Source organism: Lysobacterales bacterium (assembly GCA_019634735.1).
Classification (GTDB): Bacteria; Pseudomonadota; Gammaproteobacteria; order Xanthomonadales; family UBA2363; genus Pseudofulvimonas.
Window position 1 is genome coordinate 43,229 of the sequence record JAHCAT010000003.1, and the last position, 22,383, is coordinate 65,611.

Sequence of the window (22,383 nt, forward strand, 5' to 3'; positions counted from 1 at the left end):
GGTTGGGCCGGATCGGCGGTGGCCATCCGTGCAGGGCAGGTTCGGCAAGTGCCGTGCCAGCTTCGCCTGGATCGGCCGAACTCCTTGGCGCGCCTGGCTTTCCGGGCAACTGTGCGACTGCCGCGCGGCGCGCAGGGACGCGCGATCGGGGCAGAATGCAAGACGGGCGAGGTCGCGTCTTGCAGCCTGCAGCCAGGGCGGTCCCCGGATTCGCGCCGCGCTGGCGGCATCGGCCATGCCTGGTGGCGACACGGGTGGCCGTGGCGGATCGTGTCCCGCGGAAGTGAGGCAGCCGACGCAGTTCCTGTTTTTCCAGAAAACGGCTATCGTTCCGCGGTCTTTCCGCACTGTCCCTGCGGGCAGCCCACCCCGCATCCGGCCGGGGTGATCGCAGGGGCGGCCGGACCAGCCAGGGACCTGCGAAGACCATGACGAGGCTGCAACGATTGACCCGCGGAGGCTGGCCGCTGCTGATGCAGTTGCTCGCCGTCGCCGCCGTGGTGGTGGTGCCCTGGTGGCTCAACCAGCGGCTGCTCTCGGAGACCCTGGTCGCGGTCGACTGGGTATCGCATTCCTCGACGGTCAGCGGACGGATCGCCGAGGTGGCTTCGGCGGTCCGGGATTCCGACCGGGCGCTGGTCTGGCTCACCATCAACCCCGAGCGCAACGAACTGCGCGAGCAGATCGCCGAGGCCCGACGGCAGCAGTTCGAGGGAATCGCCGATCTGCAAGCGCTGGTCAGCGACAACCCCGAACAGTCCGCCCGGGTGGCCGAGATCCGGGTGCTGCTGGAATCCCGGCGCGCGGATGCCAACCGCGTCCTCGACTACGTGGGTAGCGGCGATCTGCACATGGCCCGTGAGCTGCTGGCTTCCACTGCCGGGATGGTGCAGCTGCGTGGCCTGATGGAGCAGCTCACGAATGCCGAAGCGGCGGTGATGGTGCAGCGGCAGAAGGTCTCCGATCGTCGCCGCGACCGATTCACCTGGTCGATCAGCGGCTTTGCCGCGTTGCAGCTGCTGTTCCTGAGCCTGGTGGTCGGCCTGGCGGCTCGCCAGCGCAGCCAACGCACGGAGCTCGAGCAGCAGTCGCGCGACGCCCAGCGGCGTGCCGAGCTGGTGTTCAACACCATCCGCAAGCCGATCGCCCTGCTCGATGGCGAACTGCGCGTGCTCCAGCACAACCCGGCCTTCGCCATGGTCTACGCGCCGTCCGGCGGCGATCTCCTGGGCAGACCGCTGGCCGAGATCGGCGATGGCGCCTGGGACGAGGCAGGCCTTCTGCAGAAACTTCGCGACGTGCGTTACCTGGGCCGCGAGCTCTGGGACCACGAGATGCACCAGAAAACCCCCTCCGGCGAGCGCGACGTCCTGGTCAACGCCAGCCGGGTGACTGGCGTGGCCGGCAACGATGTCAACCTGTTGCTCACCGCTGCCGACGTCAGCGCTGTGCGCCAGGCCGAGCGCCAGATCCGCGAGCTCAACGAGCGCCTGGAGTCCCAGGTGGCGGATGTCACCGAAAGCAACCGTGAACTGGAGGCCTTCAGCTACTCGGTATCGCACGACCTGCGCGCGCCGCTGCGCCACATCGGCGCCTTCGCCGACAAGCTGGAGAAGGCCCTCGACCTGCCCGAGGGCGACCGGGCGCGCCATTACATGCGGGTGATCACCGACTCGGCCGCGCGCATGGGCCGCCTGATCGACGACCTGCTGGTCTACTCGCGCCTGGGCCGGACCCGGATCGGCGCCGAGCCGGTCGACATGGACGCCCTGGTCGCGGAAGTGCGGGGCATGCTGGCCCCGGAACAGGCCGGGCGGCGGATCGCCTGGCAGGTGATGCCGCTCGGCCGGGTTCAGGGTGATTCAGGAATGCTCCGCCTGGTCTGGCAGAATCTGCTCGGCAACGCCCTGAAGTACACGGCCAAGGAGGACCAGGCGCGCATCCGCGTCTCGCACGCCTTCGATGCCGCCGCCGCCGAGCACGTGTTCACGGTCGCCGACAACGGCGTCGGTTTCGACATGGCCTACGTCGACAAGCTGTTCGGCGTGTTCCAGCGCCTGCACCCGGCCGAGCAGTTCGAGGGTACCGGCATCGGACTGGCCAACGTGCGGCGGATCGTCAACCGCCACGGCGGACGGGTCTGGGCGGAGTCCAGCGCCGGCGCCGGCGCCACCTTTCATTTCAGCCTGCCGGAGCGACCGGCAGTCGACACCGGAGAAGCGACGCCGTGAGCAGCAAGATCAGGACCATCCTCCTCGCCGAGGACAACCCGCTGGACGCGGAGCTGGCGCTCGACGCCCTGCGCGAGGCGCGCCTGGCGAACCCGGTCGCGCACGCCGTGGATGGCGCCGACGCCCTGGACTGGTTGCGCCGCGAGGGTGCCTACGCCGGGCGCCCCAAGGGTGATCCGGCGGTGGTTCTGCTGGATATCAAGATGCCGCGCATGGACGGCCTGGAGGTGTTGCGGGCGATGCGCGAGGACGAGAAGCTGCGCCACATCCCGGTGGTGATCCTGTCCTCCTCCCGCGAGGAGAGCGACCTGGTGCGCAGCTGGGACCTGGGCGTGAACGCCTACGTGGTCAAGCCCGTCGACGTGCGCCAGTTCTTCGAAGCCGTGCAGACCCTCGGTCACTTCTGGGCGGTGCTCAATGAACCAGCCATCGCTGACTGAGCGGGAGACCGGCGAACGACAGCCTGGCGTCGACGCCATCCGCGTGCTGGTGGTCGAGGACGATCCGCTCGACGCCGAGCTGGTCCTGGACCGGCTGGCCGAGGATGGCCTGAGCGTGAGCGCCCAGGTGGTCGACCAGCGCGAAGCCTACCAGGCGGCGCTGGACGGTTTCGGGCCGGACATCGTGCTGTCCGATCTCAGCCTGCCGGGGTTCTCCGGTCACGAGGCACTGGCGCTGCTGCGGGCCCGCGACCAGCGCACGCCCTTCGTGTTCGTATCCGGCACGCTCGGCGAGGATGTGGCGATCGAGGCCCTGCGCGGCGGCGCCACCGACTACATCCTCAAGCATGCGATGGCACGCCTGGCGGCGGCGGTACGCCGTGCCGTCGCCGAGGCCGCGGAGCGGCGCGCCCGCGACCAGGCCGAAGCCGAACTGGTCCGCGCGCAACGCTTCGAGACGCTGGCGATCCTGGCCGGCAGCCTGGGTCACGACCTGCGCAACACCCTGCAGCCGGTCCTGCTGGCGGTCGACCTGATCGAGGGCCGGGTCACCGAGCCCGAGGCGGTGCGCATGTGCGCTCTGGTTCGTGACTGCGCCTGGCAGGGTCTGGAGATGGTCGGCCGGATGATGGACCTGGCGCGCGGCGGCGAGCGTGCCGGCGACGGCGGCCAGGCGCGCACCATCAACGTGCCCGCCATGCTCGATGCCGTGGCGATGCTGTTGCGACCGTCGTTGCCGACCCGCGTCGAACTCTCGGTGCAGAGCGACGACCCCGGCCTGGCCCTGGCCGGCAACAGCGTCGAGTTGCAGCAGTGCCTGCTCAACCTGGCGCTCAACGCGGTCCAGGCGATGCCCGAGGGCGGACGCCTGACCCTGGCGGCCCGCCGCTTCCAGCCTTCGCCGGGCTTCTTCGACGATGCCGCCCCGACGGCCGGCGCCTGGTTGCACCTTTCGGTCGCCGACACCGGGACCGGCATGGATGCCGATACCGTCGCCCGCCTGTTCACGCCCTTCTTCACCACCAAGCCCACCGGCAACGGTCTGGGACTGGTGTCCTGTCGCCGATTCGTCGACAGCCATCAGGGTCACATCCGGGTCGACAGCCGGCCGGGCGGCGGCACCCGCTTCGATCTCTACCTGCCGCTGCAGCGCGATACCGGCAGCACCGCGCAAGACGCGTCGACCGGTGCCCACGACGCCGTCGGCGGCCGGGTCGTGATCGCCTGCAGCGACGAGGACCTGTGCCGCGACCTCACCGATATCCTCGAGCTGTTCGGCTACCAGGCGGTGCCGCCTGAGCAGGGCGAGGGCGCTGTGGCGGCGATGATCGAGCACGATGCCGGGGTGGTCGAGCGGGTAGACAGCCTGCGTTCGGCCTTTCCCGACCTGCCTCTGGTATTGCTTGCCGGCAGCAGCCGGGTGGTTGCCGATCCGGCCCTGGGCAAGGTCGCCGCGGTGCTGGGCGCGCCACTCACTGCCGGTGCCGTGGTGCGCGCGTTGAGCGCGGCCGGCGTGGCGCCCACCGAGCCGGGCGCACCGCCGGCGCGAAACAAGGAGAACAGATGAGTCAGGCGAAATCGAGCGCGGCGGGACAGCGCACCCGGATCCTGCTGGTCGACGATGACCGCAACGTGCTGCGCGGATTCCGCATGACGCTGGAGGACGCCGGCTACCGGGTCGCCACCGCGACCGATCCGGCGGCGGCCGAGCGCAAGCTGGCCGAGGGCGTGTTCGACCTGTGCTTCCTGGACCAGAACATCGGCACCGAGAGCGGCCTGGACCTGCTGCCGCGTCTGCGCCAGCAGGCACCCTGGATGCGCGTGGTCATGGTCACCGGCGAGGACGCCGTGCCCCTGGTGGTCAAGGCCATGCAACTGGGCGCCAGCGACTACCTGATCAAGCCCTGTCCGGCCGAGCTGCTGCTCGGCAGCGCCGCCCGCCAGGCCGAAGCCAGTGCCCTGGCGCGCCGGGTCGCCGCCCTGGAGCAGTCGGGTGCAGGCGGCGCCGGAGAGATCGAGCCGGCCAGTGTTGCGCCGGCCATGCAGCGCGTGCTGGAGCTGGCCCGCCAGGTCGCCGACACCGACGCCTCGGTGCTGATCCTGGGCGAGAGCGGCACCGGCAAGGGCGTGCTGGCGCGTGCCATCCATGGCTGGAGCCGGCGCAGCGACGAGGCCTTCGTGACCATCAACTGCCCCGGCCTGTCCGGCGAGCTGATCGCCAGCGAGCTGTTCGGCCACGTCCGCGGCGCCTTCACCGGCGCCAGCGAGAACAAGCTGGGCCGGGTCGACCAGGCCGACGGCGGCACCTTGTTCTTCGACGAGATCGGCGACTTTCCACTGGCCCTGCAACCCCGCCTGCTGCGCTTCATCCAGGACCGCGAGTTCGAGCGGGTCGGCGATCCGGTCACCCGCAAGGCCGATGTCCGGATGCTGGCGGCCACCAATCGCGACCTCAAGGCGATGGTCGCCGAGGGCAGCTTCCGCGAGGACCTGCTCTACCGGCTCAACGTGATCACCGTCGAGCTGCCGCCGCTGCGCGAGCATGCCGAGGATGTCGAGCCGCTGGCGCAGCGCTTCCTGGCGCGTTTCGCCGCTGAATACCGCAGGCCGGCCCGCGGCTTCTCGCAGGCGGCCACGCGCGCGCTGCGCGCCTATCCCTGGCCGGGCAACATCCGGGAGCTGCAGAACGTCATCGAGCGCGCCTCGATCCTGGCGCGTGGCGAGGAGGTCGAGGTCGGCGACCTGGGCCTGGCCGAAGCCGCGGGCGGCGGCGCCGGCGATGCGGTCCGGCCGCGCGCGGGCGATCAGGTGACCCTGGAGCAGCTCGAGCAGGCGCACATCGAGGCGGTGCTGGGGACCAGCGAGTCGCTGGAGGCCGCTTCGCGCACCCTGGGCATCGACAGCTCCACGCTGTACCGCAAGCGCAAGCGCTGGGGCCTGTAAGTCAGCCCCGCCGGGGCCCGAACTCCAATGCGACCCAGACGGCCTTCGCCAAGCGTCGTCAGCAGAGATGCTGCCCCAGCCAGTCCTGACCGAGTCAGCCTTTTCGCCAGCCAGGGAAGGTCGGCGCGCCCAGGTAAACGCGCAAGCGATCGGTTCGGCGGAGCCGCGTCCGGCCCCGTGCCGGACGCGCGCCAGTCCGTTCAAGCCGGCAGTGGCTTGATCCGGCTTCCCCCTAGAACAATGCCTTGACGCCCATCAGCAACAGGATGAAGGCGATCACGGCCAGGGCGATGAACAGGAAGAAGATGAGCTTGGCGATGCCCATCGAAGCGCCGGCAACGCCGGTGAAGCCGAGGGCGCCGGCGATCAGGGCGACGAGCAGGAAGAACAGGGCAGCTTTCAACATGGCGGGACCTGCAGGGCAGTGATGGAATCCCGTGTTGCAGCGCAACTGCCATGCCAAGCAGCGGTCACGCCAGAGGATACGCTAAGTCCCTGTGAGTACGGGTCTTGCCGGGATCGGGTCCGGTCGAAATGGCGGCTCGGGCGGCGCAGAATGCACCGCACGTCGTGCAGACTGCACCGGCATCATGCTGCGGCTCACAGTGCTTTCTGCCCGCCCCAGCGCTGCCAGGCCTTTTCGTGGAAATGGAACGCCAGGGTGTTGGCCAGCGGCTCGATCAGCGCCAGTGCCCCTCCGAGAACCAGACTCCCGGTCAGCAGCCAGCCCACCGTGAAGGCCACCAGGAAGTGCACGACAGCGAATGACAGGGTCTTGCGCATGAAAGGAATGATAACCATTCGCATTCATGCGTCAAGAGGGTGACTGGGGCAGGGCAGGAAGCAAGCCGGGGTCGGCCGACAGGCGTGGTGTCGGCAGGCGGACGCTGGGCGAGCGGAACGCGCTTCAGGCTGCTCTCCCCCGGACTTGAGCTGCTCCGCAGAAGTGCGGTGTCGTCGCGCCGGGGGCATGCATCTGGCGGCGGGCGGGCCTGGCTGCGGCGGTGGCTGAGAGACGACGCCAATCCGGTTCCGGAGGGAGAAGCAAACAGATCGCGCTCCGCTTCCCGAACCCCAAGCCCCAAGCCGCAAACCCCGAACCCCGAACGCCGCTCCATGAACGCCTGTCCCCGGTCCCCCGTCCCCGTTCCCGTTCCCGTTCCCGTTCCGATTCCGGTTCCGGTTCCGGTTCCCCGTGGCCGGTCCCGTACCCGGTCCCGGTCCCGGTCCCCGTCCCGGTCGCCGTTCCCGGTCCCCGTTCCCGGTCCCCGTTCCCGAGTCCCGAGTCCCAAGTCCCGAGTCCCAAGTCCCGAGTCCCAAGTCCCGAGTCCCAAGTCCCCGGTCCCCGGTCCCCGGTCCCCGGTCCCCGCGCATCGCGCATCGCGCCCGGCGATAGGCCGCTCGCCCGGGCTACAGGCGGACAGCTAGCGTCCCAGCGGCCGCCGGACCAGTTGCAGGCGATCGCGCCAGTAGGGGGCATCCAGGCGGTCCAGACGCACCGTGCCGCCGCTGCTCGGCGCATGCACGAAGCGGCCCTCGCCCACGTAGATGCCGGCATGGTCGGGCCGCCGTCGGGAGGTCGAGAAGAACACCAGGTCGCCGCTGCGCATCCGTCGGGCAGGGACTTCAGGTCCCGCCGACTCGGCCAGACCGGCCACCGTCCGCGGCAGCGCCAGGCCGGCACCCTCCCGGTAGACATGGCCGATCAGTCCACTGCAATCGAAACCCCCGGCTGGCGTGTTGCCGCCGTAACGGTAAGGCGTCCCGACCAGGCCCAGGGCGCCGATGGTGACGCTCTGGGCCAGGCGCTCGGCATCGCCTCGGGCAAGGCCCACCGGCATTCCGGGGGCGTCGCGCACCGGCGCGCGGCCGCAGGCGGCGAGCAGGGCGAGCATCAGCAGTGCCAGGATCCGGGCGGCGGTCATCGCCGGCGAGCATCGGCGCCGGCCGCCGCCCGGTCAAGCCGGTCCGGTGTTCAGAACAGGCCGGCCTGGTAGTCCGCGACGGCCTGGCGCAGCTCCTCATCGGTGTTCATCACGAACGGGCCGTAGTGCGCCACCGGCTCGCGCAGCGGCCGACCGGCGATGACCAGCGCACGGGCCCCGGCCTGGGCATCGGCGCGGATCAGCACGTCGCCCTCTCCGGTCAGCACGGCAAGCCGGCGCGCCGGCATCGCCTGCGCTTCGCCGCCCAGCGCGAACTGGCCGCTGACGCCGTGCACCAGCACCGTATGGCCGGCCGGCGGCGTCCAGCGCAGCGCCTCGCCCGGGGGAAGGCTGATGTCCAGGTACACCGGCTGCGTCGGCCGCGCGCCGACCGGCCCTTCGGTTTCGCCGAAGCGGCCAGCCAGCACCCTGACCCGACCGCCGCCCTGCAGCGCCACCTCCGGAATGCGTTCGGCGGCGATGTCCTGGTAGCCGGGCTCGGCCATCTTCTCGCTGGCCGGCAGGTTGACCCAGAGCTGGTAGCCCCACATCAGGCCGTCCTCCTGCTGCGGCATCTCCTCGTGGACGATGCCGCGCGCCGCGGTCATCCACTGCAGGCTGCCCGGCCCCAGGTCGCCGGTGTTGCCCTTGTTGTCGCCGTGGCGCATGCGTCCGGCCAGCATGTAGGTGACCGTTTCGAAGCCACGATGCGGATGCGGCGGGAAGCCGGCGATCCAGTCGGCCGCGTCGTCCGAGCGGAACTCGTCGAACAGCAGGAAGGGATCGGTCAGCCGCGCGGTGCGCGGATCCAGCACGCGGGTCAGCTTGACGCCGCCGCCATCCTCGGCGGCGCGGCCGTCCATGACGTAGCCGATGCGGCGAAGCGGGGCGGTCGAAGGGGTCATTCGCGGATCTCCTGTCGGGGGGGGGGCGAGGCCTTGTCTGGCCCTCGCCCCGGGTGGGTACCGCGATGATAGGTCTATTCACTTCATTGAAAAGTGCGTATATCTGGCCTTTATGATCGAACCCATGGATAAATCGCCATGCGAGTGAGCCTGGATCACTGGCGCACCCTGATCGCCGTGGTGGATGCCGGGGGCCACGCCCAGGCCGCGACCCGACTGCATCGCAGCCAGTCCGCGGTGACCCATGCGATCGGCCAGATGCAGCGCCTGCTGGGCGTCGAGCTGTTCCGCACGGAGGGCCGTCGCGCCCGGCTGACCCCGGCTGGCGATGCCCTGCTGCGTCGCGCCCGGCGGATCGTCGCCGAGGCCGACGCCGCCCAGGCGCTGGCTGGCGATCTCGCCCGCGGCTGGGAGCCGGAGGTGCGGCTGGCGGTCGACGCGGCCTTTCCGGCCGACTGGCTGGTGCAGGCGCTGGCGCGCTTCGCAGGGAGCTGCCAGGGCACCCGCCTGGTGCTCGAGGAGGTGGTCCTGTCCGGCGCCGACGAGGCCCTGGTCGAGGCCCGCGCCGACCTGGCGATCGCCACCGTGGTGCCGCCCGGCTTCGTCGGCGAGCGTCTGCTCGCGGTCGAGTTCGTCGCCGTGGTCGGTGCCGGGCACCCGTTGGCGGAACGGGATGCCCTGGGCCTGGAGCACCTCCGCGCCGAGCGCCAGGTGGTGATCGCCGACTCCGGCCGCCGGCTGCGCCGGGATGCCGGCTGGCTGGGCGCCGACCAGCGCTTCACGGTGTCGCAGCCGGGCACGGCGGCGCGTCTGGTGCACGCCGGGCTGGGCTTCGCCTGGTTGCCGCGCGCGCTGGTCGCCGGCGACCTGGCCGCTGGCCGCCTGACCGAGATCCCGCTCGCGCAGGGACGCACCCGGGAGGTGCCGTTGCATCTGGTCCTGGCGCGCGGCGAGGACACCGGGCCAGCCGCGCAGGCGCTGGCCGAACAGTTCCGGCAGGTGGTGGCCGACGCCGCCGCGCGGTCGCTGGCGCTACCATGACGGGCCCAGATTGCGAGCATCCCATGCAGGTCGAGAACAATCGCGTCGTCCGCTTCCACTACACGCTCACCGCCGCCGACGGCCAGCTCATCGAGAGCTCGAAGGGCGGCACCCCGATGGCCGCCCTGTGGGGCGTCGGCGGCCTGATCCCCGGCGTCGAGCGGGCGCTGGCCGGCCGCAGCGCGGGCGATTCCGTCGAGGCGCAGGTCGCGCCCGAGGACGGCTACGGCGTGCGCCAGCCCGACCTGGTGCAGCGGGTCCCCAAGAAGTATTTCCGCGATGCCGCGCGCCTGAAGCCCGGCATGGTCGTCGAACTTGGCACGAAGCAGGGGCCGCGCGCGGTCACCGTGCTCAAGGTCGGCATGTCGGTGGTCGACGTCGACGGCAACCATCCGCTCGCCGGCCAGACGCTGAACTTCGCCCTCGAGATCGTCGATGTCCGCGAGGCCACGCCCGAGGAGATCGCGCACGGCCACGTGCACGGCGAGGGCGGCGTGCACCACTGACGCGCTGGCTGCTCCCCAGCGCACCGCGCTTTTCCTGTCCCGACCTACGGAGCTTTTCGATGGCAAAGTCCCTCAACCCCTGGGTGGCGCTGGCGATCTCGCTGGCGCTGGTCGCCGCGGCGGCGGTGTTCGGCAGCCAGTTCGCGCCCGGCGCCTGGTATGCCGGCCTCGCAAAGCCGTCCTGGACGCCGCCGAACTGGCTGTTCGGACCGGCCTGGACCACGCTCTACCTGTTGATGGCGCTGGCCGCCTGGAAGGTCTGGATCGCGGTGCGCCGCGTCGACGCCGCGCTCGTGCTGTACCTCGTGCAGCTGGTGCTCAATGCCTTGTGGTCGTGGCTGTTCTTCGGCCTGCGCCGGCCCGACCTGGCGCTGGCGGAGATCGTCGTGCTGTGGCTGCTGATCCTGGCCACCATCGTGCTGTTCTGGCGGCGCGATCGCCTGGCCGGCCTGCTGATGCTGCCCTACCTGGCCTGGGTCGGCTTCGCCACCGCGCTCAACCTGGCGATCTGGCGACTCAATGGCTGATCGCGCCGCCGACGTCGCGCCCGCACAGGCCGACGTCGTCATCGTCGGCGCCGGCATCGTCGGCCTGGCCTGCGCCTGGCACCTGCTGGCCGCCGGGCGCGAAGTGCTGCTGGTCGATGCCGGGGCAGCGGCGGGCGGTGCCTCGCACGGCAACTGCGGCACCATCACGCCCTCGCATGCGCCGCCGCTGGCCGAGCCCGGCCTGCCCTGGCAGGTGCTGCGCTGGATGACCCGTGCCGATGCGCCGTTCTACCTGCGGCCGCGCTGGGACCCCGCCCTGTGGCGCTGGCTGCTGATGGCGCTGCGCCGCTGCAACCGCGACGACTTCGAGCGCACCGCGCAGATCCGCGGCGCCCTGCTGCTGGAATCGCGCGACCGCCTGGCCGGGCTGATCGATGCGGCAGCCATCGACTGCGGCTATGAGCGGCGCGGCACCCTGTGCGTGATGCGCACGCGCGCCGCGTTCGACTCGATGGCCGGCCATGCGCGCCTGCTGGAGCGTCTGGGCATGCCGATCGAGCCGCTCCACGGGCCGGCGCTGCACGCGCTGGAACCGGCATTGAACGAGGACGTCCGGCATGGCTGGCTGCAGCCGCAGGACGGCCACCTGCGACCGGATCGCCTGGCTGCCGGCCTGCTGGCGGCGGTGCGTGCGCGCGGCGCGCAGGTGCTCGAGCACCTCGCGGTCGATGAATTCCTGCTCGAGCAGGGCCGTATCGCCGGCGTCGTCCACGCCGGCGGCCGAACCCGCGCGCAGGCGGTGGTGCTGGCCGCCGGCGCCTGGTCGCCGCTGCTGGCGCGACGGCTCGGCCTGCGCGTTCCCGTGCAGCCCGGCAAGGGCTATTCGCTCACCTACGATCGCCCTGTGCGCGCGCCGAACATCCCCCTGGTGCTCGAGGAGCGCAGCGTCTGCGTGACCGCCTGGGCGGACGGCTACCGGCTGGGCAGCACCATGGAGTTCTCCGGTTACGACGACCGCCTCAACCGGCTGCGCCTGGACGCCCTGCGCCGGGCAGCCGCCGAGTACCTGCGCGAACCCGAAGGTCCGCATCTGCGCGAGGAATGGTACGGCTGGCGGCCGATGACGCCCGACGACCTGCCGCTGGTCGGTCCGGTGCGACGACATCCGGGGCTGTGGCTGGCCACCGGTCATGGCATGCTGGGCGTCAGCCTGGCGGCGGTCACCGGCGCCATCGTCGCCGACCAGGTCCAGGGGCGCGTGCCGGCCGTCCATGCCGCCGCGCTGTCGCCGGAACGCTTCGGCTGAGCCGCCATGACCCGAGCCCTCTACGACGTCGCCCAGGTGCGTGCCTTCGAGGCGATCCTCGCCACCCGGCACGGCATCGACGCCAGGACCTTGATGGAAAGGGCCGGGGCCGCCGCGGCGCGCGTGCTGCGCGTGCATTGGCCGCAGGCGCGCCGGGTGCTCGTGGCGGCCGGGCCGGGCAACAACGGCGGCGACGGCTACGTGCTGGCCCGCCTGCTGCGCGCGGCCGGCACCGAGGTGACCGTGCTGGCGCCGCGCCCGCCGGGCGGCGCACTGGCCAGAGCGGCCGCCATCAGCCTGGTCGAGGCCGGCGGCACGATCCTGGACTGGGCGCCGGGACAACCGGTGCCGGAGGCCGATCTGGTGGTCGATGCGCTGTTCGGCGTCGGCCTGACGCGGGCGCCGGAAGGTCCGCTGGCCGCGCTGATCGAGGTGCTGGCCGAGCGCCCTGGACCGGTGTTCGCCCTGGACCTGCCCAGCGGCCTGAACGGCGATACCGGGGCGGTTGCCGGGGCCGTGCTGCCGGCCACCCGTACCCTGGCCCTGCTGGCCGACAAGCCTGGGCTGCACACCGGTCGCGGCCTGGTGCTGGCCGGTGTCGTCCAGGTCGACGACCTGGACTGTTCTGGCCTGCATGCCGGCGACACCGCCTGCCGCCTGCTGGAAGCCGGCGACCTGGCCCAGCTGGTGCCCTCCCGGCGCCGCGACGCCCACAAGGGCGATTGCGGCCACCTGCTGGTGGTCGGCGGCGACACCGGGATGTCCGGCGCGGTGCGCCTGGCCGGGCTCGGCGCGCTGCGTGCCGGTGCCGGCCGGGTCACCATCGCCACCCGCGCCGAGCATCTGCCGGTGGTTGGCGCGGATCGCCCTGAACTGATGGTGCATGCGGTGGAGTCGGTGGCGGCCCTGCGCGCCCTGCTGGAGCGCTGCGATGGCGTGGTGGCCGGACCCGGCATGGGCCAGGGCCCGTGGGCACGCACCCTGCTGCCGGTGCTGCTGGCCTGCGGACGGCCGCTGCTGCTCGATGCCGACGCCCTGAACCTGGTCGCCGACCGCGGCCTGGCCGTGCCGCCCGGCAGCGTGCTGACGCCGCACCCGGGCGAGGCCGCACGCCTGCTGGCGGTCGGCGTGTCGCGCATCCAGGCCGATCGCCCCGGCGCTGCGCGGGCACTGGCCAACCGGCACGAATCGGTGGTGGTGCTCAAGGGCGCCGGCACCGTGATCGATGACGGCAGTTCGCGCCACCTGTGCAGCGCCGGCAACCCAGGCATGGCCACGGCCGGCGCCGGCGACGTCCTGGCCGGCGTCATCGGCGCCTTGCAGGGCCAGGGCCTGACGGCCAACGACGCGGCCTGCGCGGGCGTCCTGGCGCACGCCCTGGCCGGCGACCGCGCCGCCCTGGCCGGCCAGCGCGGCCTGCTCGCCGCCGACATCGCGCACGCCCTGCCAGCGGTGCTTCCGGCTTGAGCACCGCGGTGTCGCTGGCGCTGCCCGATGCCGGGGCGACCCGGGCGCTGGGCGCGCGGCTGGCACCGCTGCTGGCCGGCGGCGGCCTGGTCACCCTGCGCGGCGACCTCGGTGCCGGCAAGACCAGCCTGGCGCGTGCCGTGCTCCAGTCGCTTGGTCACCCGGGCGCGGTTCGCAGCCCCACCTATGCGCTGGCCGAGCCCTACACGATCGGCGAACTGCAGGCCTGGCATCTGGATCTGTACCGGATCGCCGATCCCGGGGAACTGGAATTCCTGGGCCTGCGCGAGTGGCTGCGCCCGGGCGTACTGGTCCTGGTCGAGTGGCCCGAACGCGCCGCCGGCTGGTTGCCGCCGGCCGATCTCGACGTGGTGCTCGAGCACGACGGCGAGGGCCGCCGGGTTCGACTCTCCGGGCCGCTGGCTGCGACGCTTTCGTCGACGCCGGTCTGACCCGGCGCCAGGTCTCATCCAGCGATGCGCGTTCTTGCCGTGGAGACTTGCGCGGGCATCCGGACCGCGCGCAAGCCCCGACGGCCACGCCGCGCGTGCGGCGGCCCACACCGCCGCACGCGGGGCAGGGGATAAGTGGCGGGGTGCGGCGGGTTCGCGGCGTCGCCTGTCGATGGCGCAGTCGTGGCCTCATGAAGGGACGCCACGGCGTCCATCGTTCGACCCCGGGGCCGACCGACGGCGAATGCCAGCCACGGTACTGAGCCGGACCCTGGATAGCTCCTTTGGGTGCGCGTCGGCGGCGCCACGGCACAGCGATTCTCCGCTCCCCCGCATCCGGCGGAGGGGAGAGGGCGATCCGGAGCGGCGCATCGGGTTCGGCAGGATCGTCTGAAGAAGGGCGTACGGACCTTCGACCAGACCCGATTAGCGTCGTGTCTCAGCCCAGGATCGGGGACCAAGGACCAGGACTCGGTGTTCGGTAAGCGGAGCGCGCTGTGCTCCCCTCTCCCCTGTGGGAGAGAGGGGCCGGAGGAAGGGTCGGGACTCCCAGCCATGATCACACCATCGTGCCAGCCAGCGGCGTGCGCTGGCCGGGGCGGCCCTCTCCCCGCCCTCCCCGCGGGCGGGAGGGAAGATGCGGTGTCGTCGCCGCTCACGTAAAGCCGCCTGGCAGCGGCTGAACACGGCGCGTGCAATCAGGTCGACCAGACGAGCGGGATGGGCGTCGGTTGCCCGCCGGGCGCTGCGCAGGGCGGGTTAACCTGCCTGACCGAACCGCTGACCGCGAGGATCCGATGCGCGCCTACCTGTCCCTGCTCCTGCTGGCCGCCACGGCTTCCGTGCAGGCGAACGGCCCGCTGCACGCCGACCCCCGCCACCTGCAGCCGCAGGACGTGTTCCAGCTCGAATGGGCGGACAACCCGGCGATCTCGCCGGACGGCCGGCGCATCGTCTACCAGCGCAACCACTTCGACCTGATGAAGGACCGCCGGCGCAGCCATCTTTGGCTGCTCGACGCCGACGGCGGCCGGCACCGGCCGCTGACCACCGGCCAGGGCAGCGACGGCGCGCCGTTATGGTCGCCGCAGGGCGACCGGATCGCCTGGACCAGTGCCCGCGAGGGCGGCAGCCAGGTCTGGGTGCGCTGGCTGGACAGCGGCGAGCAGGCGGTGCTCAGCCAGCTCACCGAATCGCCCGGCGGCCTGGCCTGGTCGCCGGACGGCAAGTGGCTGGCCTTCACCATGCGCGTGCCGGCCGATACCCGGCCGCTTGCCACCGTGCCGGGCAAGCCGCGTGGTGCCGAATGGGCCGAGCCGGCGCGCCTCATCGACCGCCTTGGCTATCGCGCCGACGGTGCCGGCTTCCTGCAGGCCGGCTACGGCCACGTGTTCGTGTTGCCCGCCGAGGGCGGCACGCCGCGCCAGGTCACCCGCGGCGACTTCCAGCACCGTGGCCGGCCGGTATGGAGCCGCGACGGCCGGCACCTGTACGTGGTCAGCAACTACGCCGACGACTGGGAATACCAGCCGCGCGAGAGCGAGATCTACCGCATCGACGTCGCCACCGGCGAACACCGGGCGATCACCGACCGGCGCGGTCCGGACGGCAGCCCGGCGCTGTCGCCGGACGGCCGGCGCCTGGCCTACGTGGGCTACGACGACGATCGCCGCGGCTGGCAGGTCAGCCACCTGTACGTGCTCGACCTCGACGGCGGCACGCCGCGGCGCCTGACCGCCGGGCTCGACCAGGCCGTGGATTCGCCGGTCTGGGACCGCGCCGGCCGCGGCATCTACTTCAGCTACGAGAAGGAAGGGCAGGGCCGGATCGCCTGGATCGCCGCCACCGGCGGCGCCATCACCGAACTCACCGACGCCATGGACGGCACCGCCATGGGCCGTCCCTACGGCGGTGGCAGCTTCTCGGTGGCCGGCGACCGCATCGCCTATACGCACGGCACCGCGCTGCGCCCGGCCGAGGTCGCCGTGGTCGAGCGCCGGCGCGCGCCGCGCGTGCTGACCGCGCTCAACGAGGACGCGCTCGGCCACAAGACCCTGGGCGAGGTCGAGGCGTTCTGGTTCAAGTCCTCGGCCGACGGCCTGGACATCCAGGCCTGGCTGGTCAAGCCGCCCGGCTTCGATCCGGCGAAGAAATACCCGCTGCTGCTGGAGATCCACGGCGGCCCGTTCGCCAACTACGGGCCGCGCTTCGCGCCCGAGACCCAGCTCTACGCCAGCGCCGGCCACCTGGTCCTGTACGTCAACCCGCGTGGCAGCACCAGCTACGGCCAGGCCTTCGCCGACCACATCCATCACAACTATCCAAGCCAGGACCACGACGACCTGATGAGCGCGGTCGACACCGTGCTGGCGCGCGGCTATGTCGATGCCGACCGCCTGTACATCACCGGCGGCTCCGGTGGCGGCGTGCTGACCGCCTGGGCGATCGGCCATACCGACCGCTTCCGTGCCGCGGTGGTCGCCAAGCCGGTGATCAACTGGACCAGCTTCGTGCTGACCGCCGACGGCTATCCGTTCTTTGCCGGCTACTGGTTCCCGATGCTGCCCTGGGAACCCGGCGGCAACGAGCACTACTGGCGGCGTTCGCCGCTGGCCTACGTCGGCAACGTCAGCACGCCGACCCTGCTGGTCACCGGCGAGGAGGACTGGCGCACGCCGATTTCCGAGACCGAGCAGTACTACCAGGCGCTCAAGCTGCGTCGGGTCGAGGCCGCGATGCTGCGCCTGCCCGGCGCCTCGCACGGCATCAACGCCCGGCCCAGCCAGATGCTGGCCCAGGTGCTCAACACCCTGGCCTGGTTCGAACGCCATGGCGGGCAGGGCGGAGAGGCGGTGCCAGCAGAAGGAACCCGTTGATTTTCAACATCTTGAATCGTTGATGTAACAGGGGCTTGGAAAGGCGCGACTTCACCTTTGCCCCGCAGGTGCCGGGAAAGCAAGGAAAAACCCTTGCCAACCCGGAAAAGGCTGGCGTAGAGTCGCGGGCATGCTCCGGCTCCTGCGCCCGCTGCCCCTGGTCTGTCTGCTGATCGGCCTGCTGTCGGCACCGCAGGCGTTCGCCACCGAGCTGCGCCGCATGCAGACCCAGGTCCAGGAGGGCGGCACCCGCGCCGTGCTGCACCTGGGTGGCCAGCCGGACTACAAGGTGTTCACCCTGGCCGATCCGCACCGCGTCGTCGTCGACATCCGTGGCGGCCGGCTCGGCAACGGCTTCCGGCCGCAGCCCGGCGGCGTGATCGGCAATGTCCGCCATGGCCGCCAGGACAGCGACCTGCGCCTGGTGTTCGACCTCGACGGTCCGGCGGCGCCGCGCAGCTTCGTGCTCAGTCCTTCGCAGCGCGACGGCCACCGCCTGGTGATCGAGCTGGATGGCGTCGCCGCGGCCAGCGCCGCGCCGGTGCCGGTACGCTCGGTGGCCGACGCCGCCGTCGCCGGCGGCGAGCGCGACATCGTCATCGCCATCGATGCCGGCCATGGTGGCCGCGATCCCGGCGCGATTGGCCCGGGTGGCGCGCGCGAGAAGGACATCACCTTGCAGGTCGCGCGCGAACTCAAGCGGGCGATCGATGCCGAGCGCGGCCTCAGCGCCGTGCTGGTGCGCGACAGCGACGTCTACCTGCCGCACGCGCAGCGCTACCAGATCGCCCGCGAGCAGCAGGCCGACCTGTTCGTATCCATCCACGCCGACGCCTTCATCCGGCCCGGCGCGCGCGGTTCCTCGGTGTACGTGATGTCGACCCGTGGCGCCAGCTCGGAATCGGCGCGCTGGCTGGCCGACCGCGAGAACGCCGCCGATCTGGTCGGCGGCGTGCGCCTCAACGACAAGGACAACCTGCTCGCCACCGTGCTGCTCGACCTGTCGCAGAGCGCCACCCTGGAGGCCAGCAACGCGGTCGCCGAGAACGTGCTGCGCTCGCTGGCGCGGGTCGGCAACGTCCACAAGAACGAGGTGCAGCGCGCCAACTTCATGGTGCTGCGCTCGCCCGACGTGCCCTCGTTGCTGGTCGAGACCGCATTCATCTCCAATCCTGAGGAGGAGCGCCGGCTGGGCGATCCGCAGCATCGCCGCCGCCTGGCGGTGGCGATCCGCGACGGCATCAAGGACTACTTCTCGGTGTCGCCGCCGCATGGCACCTGGTACGCCAACAACGTCAAGGCCAACGAACGCCATCATGTGGTCAGCCGCGGCGAGACGCTGAGTCTCATCGCCCGCCGCCACGGCGTCACCGTGCAGTCGATCCGCAGCGCCAACGGATTGGCGAGCGACGCCATCAACGCCGGACGCGTGCTGAGGATTCCCTTGTCCTCATGAATCAGGCCGGCGGGCCCGCCTTGCAGCGGTCCGTCGGACAGACATTGCAACCGGGGGAAAGGGCCAAGGGCGCGTCGAAAGACGCGCCCTTGGCCTTTCTGGCGGGCGACACGATGCGCGTGCGCGCCGCCTGGTCCTGGGCGCCTGCGCAGGCGCGCCGGTCAGCGCTCGAATCCGTCGTCGAACAGGCAATCGGAAATCGCGGACTGGATGCGGCTGATCCGCGCGCCGGTGTAGTGCGAGAGGTAGAGCTGGCGGTCCGGTCCGAACTTGATGTCGTAGGGAAAGTCGGTGAAGCCGGTGCCGACGTCGACCACCTGGCCATCGGCGTCGACCCGGTGCAGGGTTCCAGCCGACTGGTGCAGGACCCACAGGTCGCGCCCGAAGCCGCAGCCAGTCCCGAAATCCATGGCCACCCGCGAGGGGAACTGGGCATGAGTCAGCGCCAGCAGGCTGCCGTCGGCGGCGTACACGGAGATCCGGCCATTGCCGTCGCCGACGAAGACGCGATTGTCGGGGGCGATGGCGAGATGAAACGCGGTGCGATTGTCGGGCAGGGTCGCGAACACCGTGGGAGCTTCCCCCGCTACGCTGATCCAGACCTGTCGCGAGCCGACATCGGCGAACAGTAGACGACCCTGGCGGTCGAAGCGCATCTCCGACGGGTTGGTCCAGACGGTCGAGGTCCACAGGGTCGCCACGCCCTGGTCCGGCCGGATGGCGCTGATCGTGCCGCGCGTGGGAGACACCGAGTTGCCGCCGGTGAGGACGCTGCCCGCCACGCCGGAGACCACGCCCGAGACGTCGACGACCACCGGATCGGGGTCCGGCGTGGTCGCGTTGCCATAGTCGCCGATCGGCGCGCCGCCCGGTCCGATCCGCGTGAGAAAGGCAGGCACGATGCTGCCCGTGGGCGGTGCCGTGTCGCGGCCCGCGTACAGCGTGCCGTCCGGTGCGAAGGCCAGGAACACCGGCCCGGTCACCGGCTGCGCATAGGTGGTCACGTCGAAGCCCGGCACGGTCTGCGCAAACACCGGCGGCGATGCCAGCAGCAAGGCGCCGCCGAACGCGGCGAGCCTGCGGGTGCCTCGGCGAGGTGTGGTGCTCATGGGCGTCTCCATGTCGATGGTGGGGTCGGTCCCGTCCTCCACGGAAATCCGTCGACGCCGGGGCCACTGCCTTCGGGACTCGGGACTCGGCAACCGGGACTCGGGACTCGGGACCCGGGACTCGGGACCCGGGACTCGGTACCCGGGAAGCGGAGCGCGATCTGCTCCCCTCTCCCCCTGGGAGAGGGGCCGGGGGAGAGGGTGGTGCGGAGCGCGGTCGTCGCACATGCGCGAAGCGCGAGCGGAGGAGATCGCAGGCTGATGCGCGACGCGCTGTCCGGGACGGCCCTCTCCCCCGGCCCCTCCCCCGCAGGCGGGGGAGGGGAGAAGTGCGGTGCCGCGGCCAGTGCAAGAGAAGTGCGGTGCCGCGGCCAGTGCAGGAGAAATGCAGTGCCGCGGCCAGTGCAGGAGAGATGCGGCGCCGGGGCGCGTCGGGCTGACGGCCGGCCCGGCGCTCCGCTACGCTGGCGGCAGCCCTGCCGGAGTACGCCATGACCCGACTGTTCGCATTCGTCCTCGCCCTCGTACCGCTGGCTGTCGCGGCAGAGGATCGCCACTTCGACAGCGAGAAGGGTCGCCTGCAGGTGACCCGCATCGCCGGCGACCTCGCCCATCCCTGGGGCATGGCCTTCCTGCCCGACGGCCGCATGCTGGTCACCGAGCGGCCCGGCCGTCTGCGCATCGTGACCGCCGATGGCCAGGTGTCCGAGCCGGTCGCCGGCGTGCCCGAGGTGCATGCCCGTGGCCAGGGCGGCCTGCTCGACGTCGCGCTCGATCCTGGCTTCGCAGGCAACGGCCTGGTGTACCTGTCCTACGCGATGCCCGAGGGTCGCGGCGCCGCGACCGCGGTGGCGCGCGGCCGGCTGGATGGCGAAGCCCTGGTCGACGTGCAGCGCGTGTGGGTGCAGCAGCCGGCGGTGTCCGGCGTCGACGTGCACTTCGGCTCGCGCCTGGTGTTCGCCCGCGACGGCCGGCTGTTCGTCACCACCGGCGACCGCAACCAGCGCGCCGACGCCCAGCGCCTGGACCGCGGCCAGGGCAAGGTGGTGCGCATCGAGTCCTCGGGCATGGTGCCCGCCGACAACCCCTTCGCCAGCCGCCGCGATGCCCTGGCCGAGGTCTGGTCCTACGGCCACCGCAACATCCAGGGCGCCGCCCTGCATCCGGCCACCGGCGAGCTGTGGACGCACGAGCACGGCCCGCGAGGCGGCGACGAGATCAACATCGCGCGCGCCGGTCGCAACTACGGCTGGCCCGTGATCGGCGCCGGCATCAACTATTCCGGCCGGCCGATCCCGGAGACCGAGGGCACCGAACGCGAGGGCATGGAACAGCCGCTGCACCTGTGGAATCCCTCGATCGCGCCCAGCGGCATGGCCTTCTACGAGCACGACCGCTTCCCGGCCTGGCGCGGCAACCTGTTCGTCGGCGCCCTGGCCTTCCAGCTGGTGGCGCGGCTGGAGCTGGACGGCGAGCGGGTGGTCCACGAGGAACGCATCCTGCTCGACCTCAGGCAGCGCATCCGCGACGTGCGCGTCGGCCCGGACGGCTACCTCTATCTGCTGACCGACGCGCCGCGCGGCGAGCTGCTGCGCGTCGGGCTGGTCGCCGGGCGCGAGGGCGAATGAGGCCGGTGCCCGGGCCGTGTCGTCGGCGCCAGAATGCCCGCCCGCGGCGTCGACGCAGCCGCGCGCCGGGTGAGGCGCTGGCGCCGCGCTGTCTGGCCCCTCCTGCGCCGGCCTGAGTCGTCGGGCACCGGCCTCCGCGCCGCCCATGACCACGCCTGAGGTTCACGCCGAAGCGGCACCATCCGGTCCGGAACGGGTCGGTCTCGCCGCCGCCGCTGCTGTCTGGCTGAAGATCGGCCTGCTCGGTTTCGGCGGGCCGGCCGGCCAGATCGCGCTGATGCACCGCGAGCTGGTCGAGCGGCGCGGCTGGCTGGGCGAGCGCCGCTTCCTGCATGCGCTCAACTACTGCATGCTGCTGCCCGGACCCGAGGCCATGCAGCTCGCCACCTACGTCGGCTGGCTGATGCACCGCACCCTGGGCGGCGTGATCGCCGGCGCGCTGTTCGTGCTGCCCGGCCTGCTGGTGATGCTCGCCCTCGCCGTGCTGTACGTCCAGCACGGCCAGCTGGCGCCGGTCGCTGCGGTGTTCGATGGCCTGAAGGCCGCGGTGCTGGCGATCGTCGTGCAGGCCCTGCTGCGCATCGGCGGTCGCGTGCTGCACGGGCCGCGCGCCTGGCTGCTGGCGGCCGCGGCGTTCCTGGCCCTGGCGGTGTTCTCGCTGCCGTTTCCGCTGGTGGTGGCGGGCGCCGCCCTGGTCGGTCTGGCCGGCTGGCTGCCGAACCGGCTGTCCGCGCATGGCGAGCCTGCGGGCGATCGCGAGGGCCTGGTCGACCGCGCCCTGCGCGAAGGGCGGCTCGGCCACGTCGTGCCCTCTCGAGGGCGTGCGCTGCGCACCCTGGCGCTCTGGCTGGCGCTGTGGTGGATGCCAGTGCTGGCCATGGTCGCGATGACCGGCAGCGACAGCGTGCTCACGCAGATGGGCCTGCTGTTCAGCCAGATCGCCGTGCTCGGTTTCGGCGGCGCCTACGCGGTGCTGGCCTGGGTCGGCCAGGCGATGGTGGAGACCTGGGGCTGGCTGACCACCGGGCAGATGCTGGACGGCCTGGCGCTGGCCGAGACCACGCCTGGCCCCCTGGTGCTGGTGCTGCCCTTCGTCGGTTTCCTGGCCGCCCACGGCCACGAGGCGGCGCTGGCCTCGCCCCTGCTCGCCGGCCTGGCCGGCGCCCTCCTGGTCGCCTGGGTGACCTTCGTGCCGTGCTTCCTGTGGATCTTCCTGGGCGCGCCCTGGGTCGAGGCGATCCGCGGCAACGCCCGCGTCTCCGCGGCCCTGGCCGCGGTCACCGCCGCGGTGGTCGGCGTCATCCTCAACCTGGCCGTGTGGTTCGCGCTCAACGTGCTGTTCGCCCGGCAGGGCACGGTCGCGCTGGCCGGCCTGGAGATCGCCGTGCCTGTGCCGGCCAGCCTCGACCCGGTCGCCGCAGGCCTGATCGCACTGGCCTTCGCGCTGGTGTTCGCGCTGCGCGCCAGCCTGCTGGTGGTGCTTGCGGTCATGGCCCTGGCCGGCCTGCTCGCCGGAACGCTGCTCTAGGCGCCTTGCTCACGCGTTGCACTGAGAGACCCGCTCAGCGTCGCTTCCCTTCTAGCGTTGCACGCAAGGCGGCGGTCTGGCG

General features: G+C 71.8%; 19 protein-coding genes. 14 read left to right on the top strand and 5 right to left on the bottom strand.

Translation table 11 applies throughout. From position 1 onward, the window contains the following. Positions 1 to 428: 428 nt before the first annotated feature. The 4 genes from KF823_04125 to KF823_04140 are packed head-to-tail and all read left to right on the top strand — an operon-like array spanning position 429 to position 5,614. The gene (locus KF823_04125; GenBank protein MBX3725084.1) at positions 429 to 2,231 is read left to right on the top strand and encodes a CHASE3 domain-containing protein; all 1,803 of its coding nucleotides are present in this window, start codon (positions 429 to 431) and stop codon (positions 2,229 to 2,231) included. After that, entirely contained in the window at positions 2,228 to 2,671 is a 444-nt protein-coding gene (locus KF823_04130) for a response regulator (GenBank protein ID MBX3725085.1), read from the top strand. The genes KF823_04125 and KF823_04130 overlap by 4 nt, the downstream gene beginning before the upstream one ends. Further along, positions 2,649 to 4,238, top strand: a complete 1,590-nt coding sequence (locus KF823_04135) for a response regulator (GenBank protein ID MBX3725086.1) — start codon at positions 2,649 to 2,651, stop codon at positions 4,236 to 4,238. Before KF823_04130 ends, KF823_04135 begins: the two co-directional genes overlap by 23 nt. Further along, a complete protein-coding gene (locus tag KF823_04140; protein ID MBX3725087.1) occupies positions 4,235 to 5,614 on the top strand; it encodes a sigma-54-dependent Fis family transcriptional regulator in 1,380 nt (459 codons plus the stop codon). The genes KF823_04135 and KF823_04140 overlap by 4 nt, the downstream gene beginning before the upstream one ends. 232 nt (positions 5,615 to 5,846) lie before the next feature. On the opposite strand, the gene KF823_04145 is transcribed toward KF823_04140, so the two are convergent. The 4 genes from KF823_04145 to KF823_04160 form a co-directional block, all read right to left on the bottom strand. Further along, positions 5,847 to 6,020 (bottom strand): DUF1328 domain-containing protein, encoded by a 174-nt coding sequence (locus KF823_04145; protein MBX3725088.1) that lies wholly within the window; start codon positions 6,018 to 6,020, stop codon positions 5,847 to 5,849. A gap of 194 nt (positions 6,021 to 6,214) precedes the next feature. Beyond that, complete coding sequence (locus tag KF823_04150; protein MBX3725089.1) at positions 6,215 to 6,397, bottom strand: DUF2061 domain-containing protein; 183 nt, start codon at positions 6,395 to 6,397, stop codon at positions 6,215 to 6,217. Between the two features lie 641 nt (positions 6,398 to 7,038). Then, positions 7,039 to 7,539 carry a C40 family peptidase gene (locus KF823_04155; GenBank protein MBX3725090.1) on the bottom strand — a complete coding sequence of 167 codons (501 nt, stop codon included), beginning with the start codon at positions 7,537 to 7,539 and terminating at the stop codon, positions 7,039 to 7,041. Positions 7,540 to 7,589: 50 nt separating this feature from the next. Further along, entirely contained in the window at positions 7,590 to 8,444 is an 855-nt protein-coding gene (locus KF823_04160) for a pirin family protein (protein ID MBX3725091.1), read from the bottom strand. A gap of 138 nt (positions 8,445 to 8,582) precedes the next feature. On the opposite strand from KF823_04160, the gene KF823_04165 reads away from it, so the two are divergent. From KF823_04165 to KF823_04200, 8 genes are all read left to right on the top strand, one after another. Beyond that, complete coding sequence (locus KF823_04165) at positions 8,583 to 9,485, top strand: LysR family transcriptional regulator (protein ID MBX3725092.1); 903 nt, start codon at positions 8,583 to 8,585, stop codon at positions 9,483 to 9,485. Between the two features lie 23 nt (positions 9,486 to 9,508). Beyond that, on the top strand, positions 9,509 to 9,991 hold the full coding sequence (locus KF823_04170; GenBank protein ID MBX3725093.1) for a peptidylprolyl isomerase: 483 nt from the start codon (positions 9,509 to 9,511) through the stop codon (positions 9,989 to 9,991). A 59-nt stretch (positions 9,992 to 10,050) separates the two neighbouring features. Beyond that, on the top strand, positions 10,051 to 10,518 hold the full coding sequence (locus tag KF823_04175; GenBank protein MBX3725094.1) for a tryptophan-rich sensory protein: 468 nt from the start codon (positions 10,051 to 10,053) through the stop codon (positions 10,516 to 10,518). Then, on the top strand, positions 10,511 to 11,785 hold the full coding sequence (locus tag KF823_04180) for an FAD-dependent oxidoreductase (protein ID MBX3725095.1): 1,275 nt from the start codon (positions 10,511 to 10,513) through the stop codon (positions 11,783 to 11,785). The genes KF823_04175 and KF823_04180 overlap by 8 nt, the downstream gene beginning before the upstream one ends. Positions 11,786 to 11,791: 6 nt before the next feature. Then, a complete protein-coding gene (locus KF823_04185; protein ID MBX3725096.1) occupies positions 11,792 to 13,252 on the top strand; it encodes an NAD(P)H-hydrate dehydratase in 1,461 nt (486 codons plus the stop codon). 8 nt (positions 13,253 to 13,260) lie between these two features. Next, positions 13,261 to 13,704 (top strand): tRNA (adenosine(37)-N6)-threonylcarbamoyltransferase complex ATPase subunit type 1 TsaE, encoded by a 444-nt coding sequence (tsaE, locus tag KF823_04190; GenBank protein MBX3725097.1) that lies wholly within the window; start codon positions 13,261 to 13,263, stop codon positions 13,702 to 13,704. 797 nt (positions 13,705 to 14,501) lie between these two features. After that, positions 14,502 to 16,580 carry a S9 family peptidase gene (locus KF823_04195; GenBank protein ID MBX3725098.1) on the top strand — a complete coding sequence of 693 codons (2,079 nt, stop codon included), beginning with the start codon at positions 14,502 to 14,504 and terminating at the stop codon, positions 16,578 to 16,580. 130 nt (positions 16,581 to 16,710) lie between these two features. Continuing rightward, complete coding sequence (locus tag KF823_04200; GenBank protein MBX3725099.1) at positions 16,711 to 18,036, top strand: N-acetylmuramoyl-L-alanine amidase; 1,326 nt, start codon at positions 16,711 to 16,713, stop codon at positions 18,034 to 18,036. 161 nt (positions 18,037 to 18,197) lie between these two features. On the opposite strand, the gene KF823_04205 is transcribed toward KF823_04200, so the two are convergent. Beyond that, complete coding sequence (locus KF823_04205) at positions 18,198 to 19,145, bottom strand: hypothetical protein (GenBank protein ID MBX3725100.1); 948 nt, start codon at positions 19,143 to 19,145, stop codon at positions 18,198 to 18,200. A gap of 491 nt (positions 19,146 to 19,636) precedes the next feature. On the opposite strand from KF823_04205, the gene KF823_04210 reads away from it, so the two are divergent. Together KF823_04210 and chrA are read left to right on the top strand one after the other, a co-directional pair. Further along, complete coding sequence (locus tag KF823_04210) at positions 19,637 to 20,773, top strand: PQQ-dependent sugar dehydrogenase (protein MBX3725101.1); 1,137 nt, start codon at positions 19,637 to 19,639, stop codon at positions 20,771 to 20,773. Positions 20,774 to 20,918: 145 nt separating this feature from the next. Then, positions 20,919 to 22,301: a chromate efflux transporter gene (gene chrA, locus KF823_04215; protein ID MBX3725102.1), complete on the top strand. Its 1,383-nt coding sequence runs from the start codon at positions 20,919 to 20,921 to the stop codon at positions 22,299 to 22,301. Positions 22,302 to 22,383 lie beyond the last annotated feature (82 nt).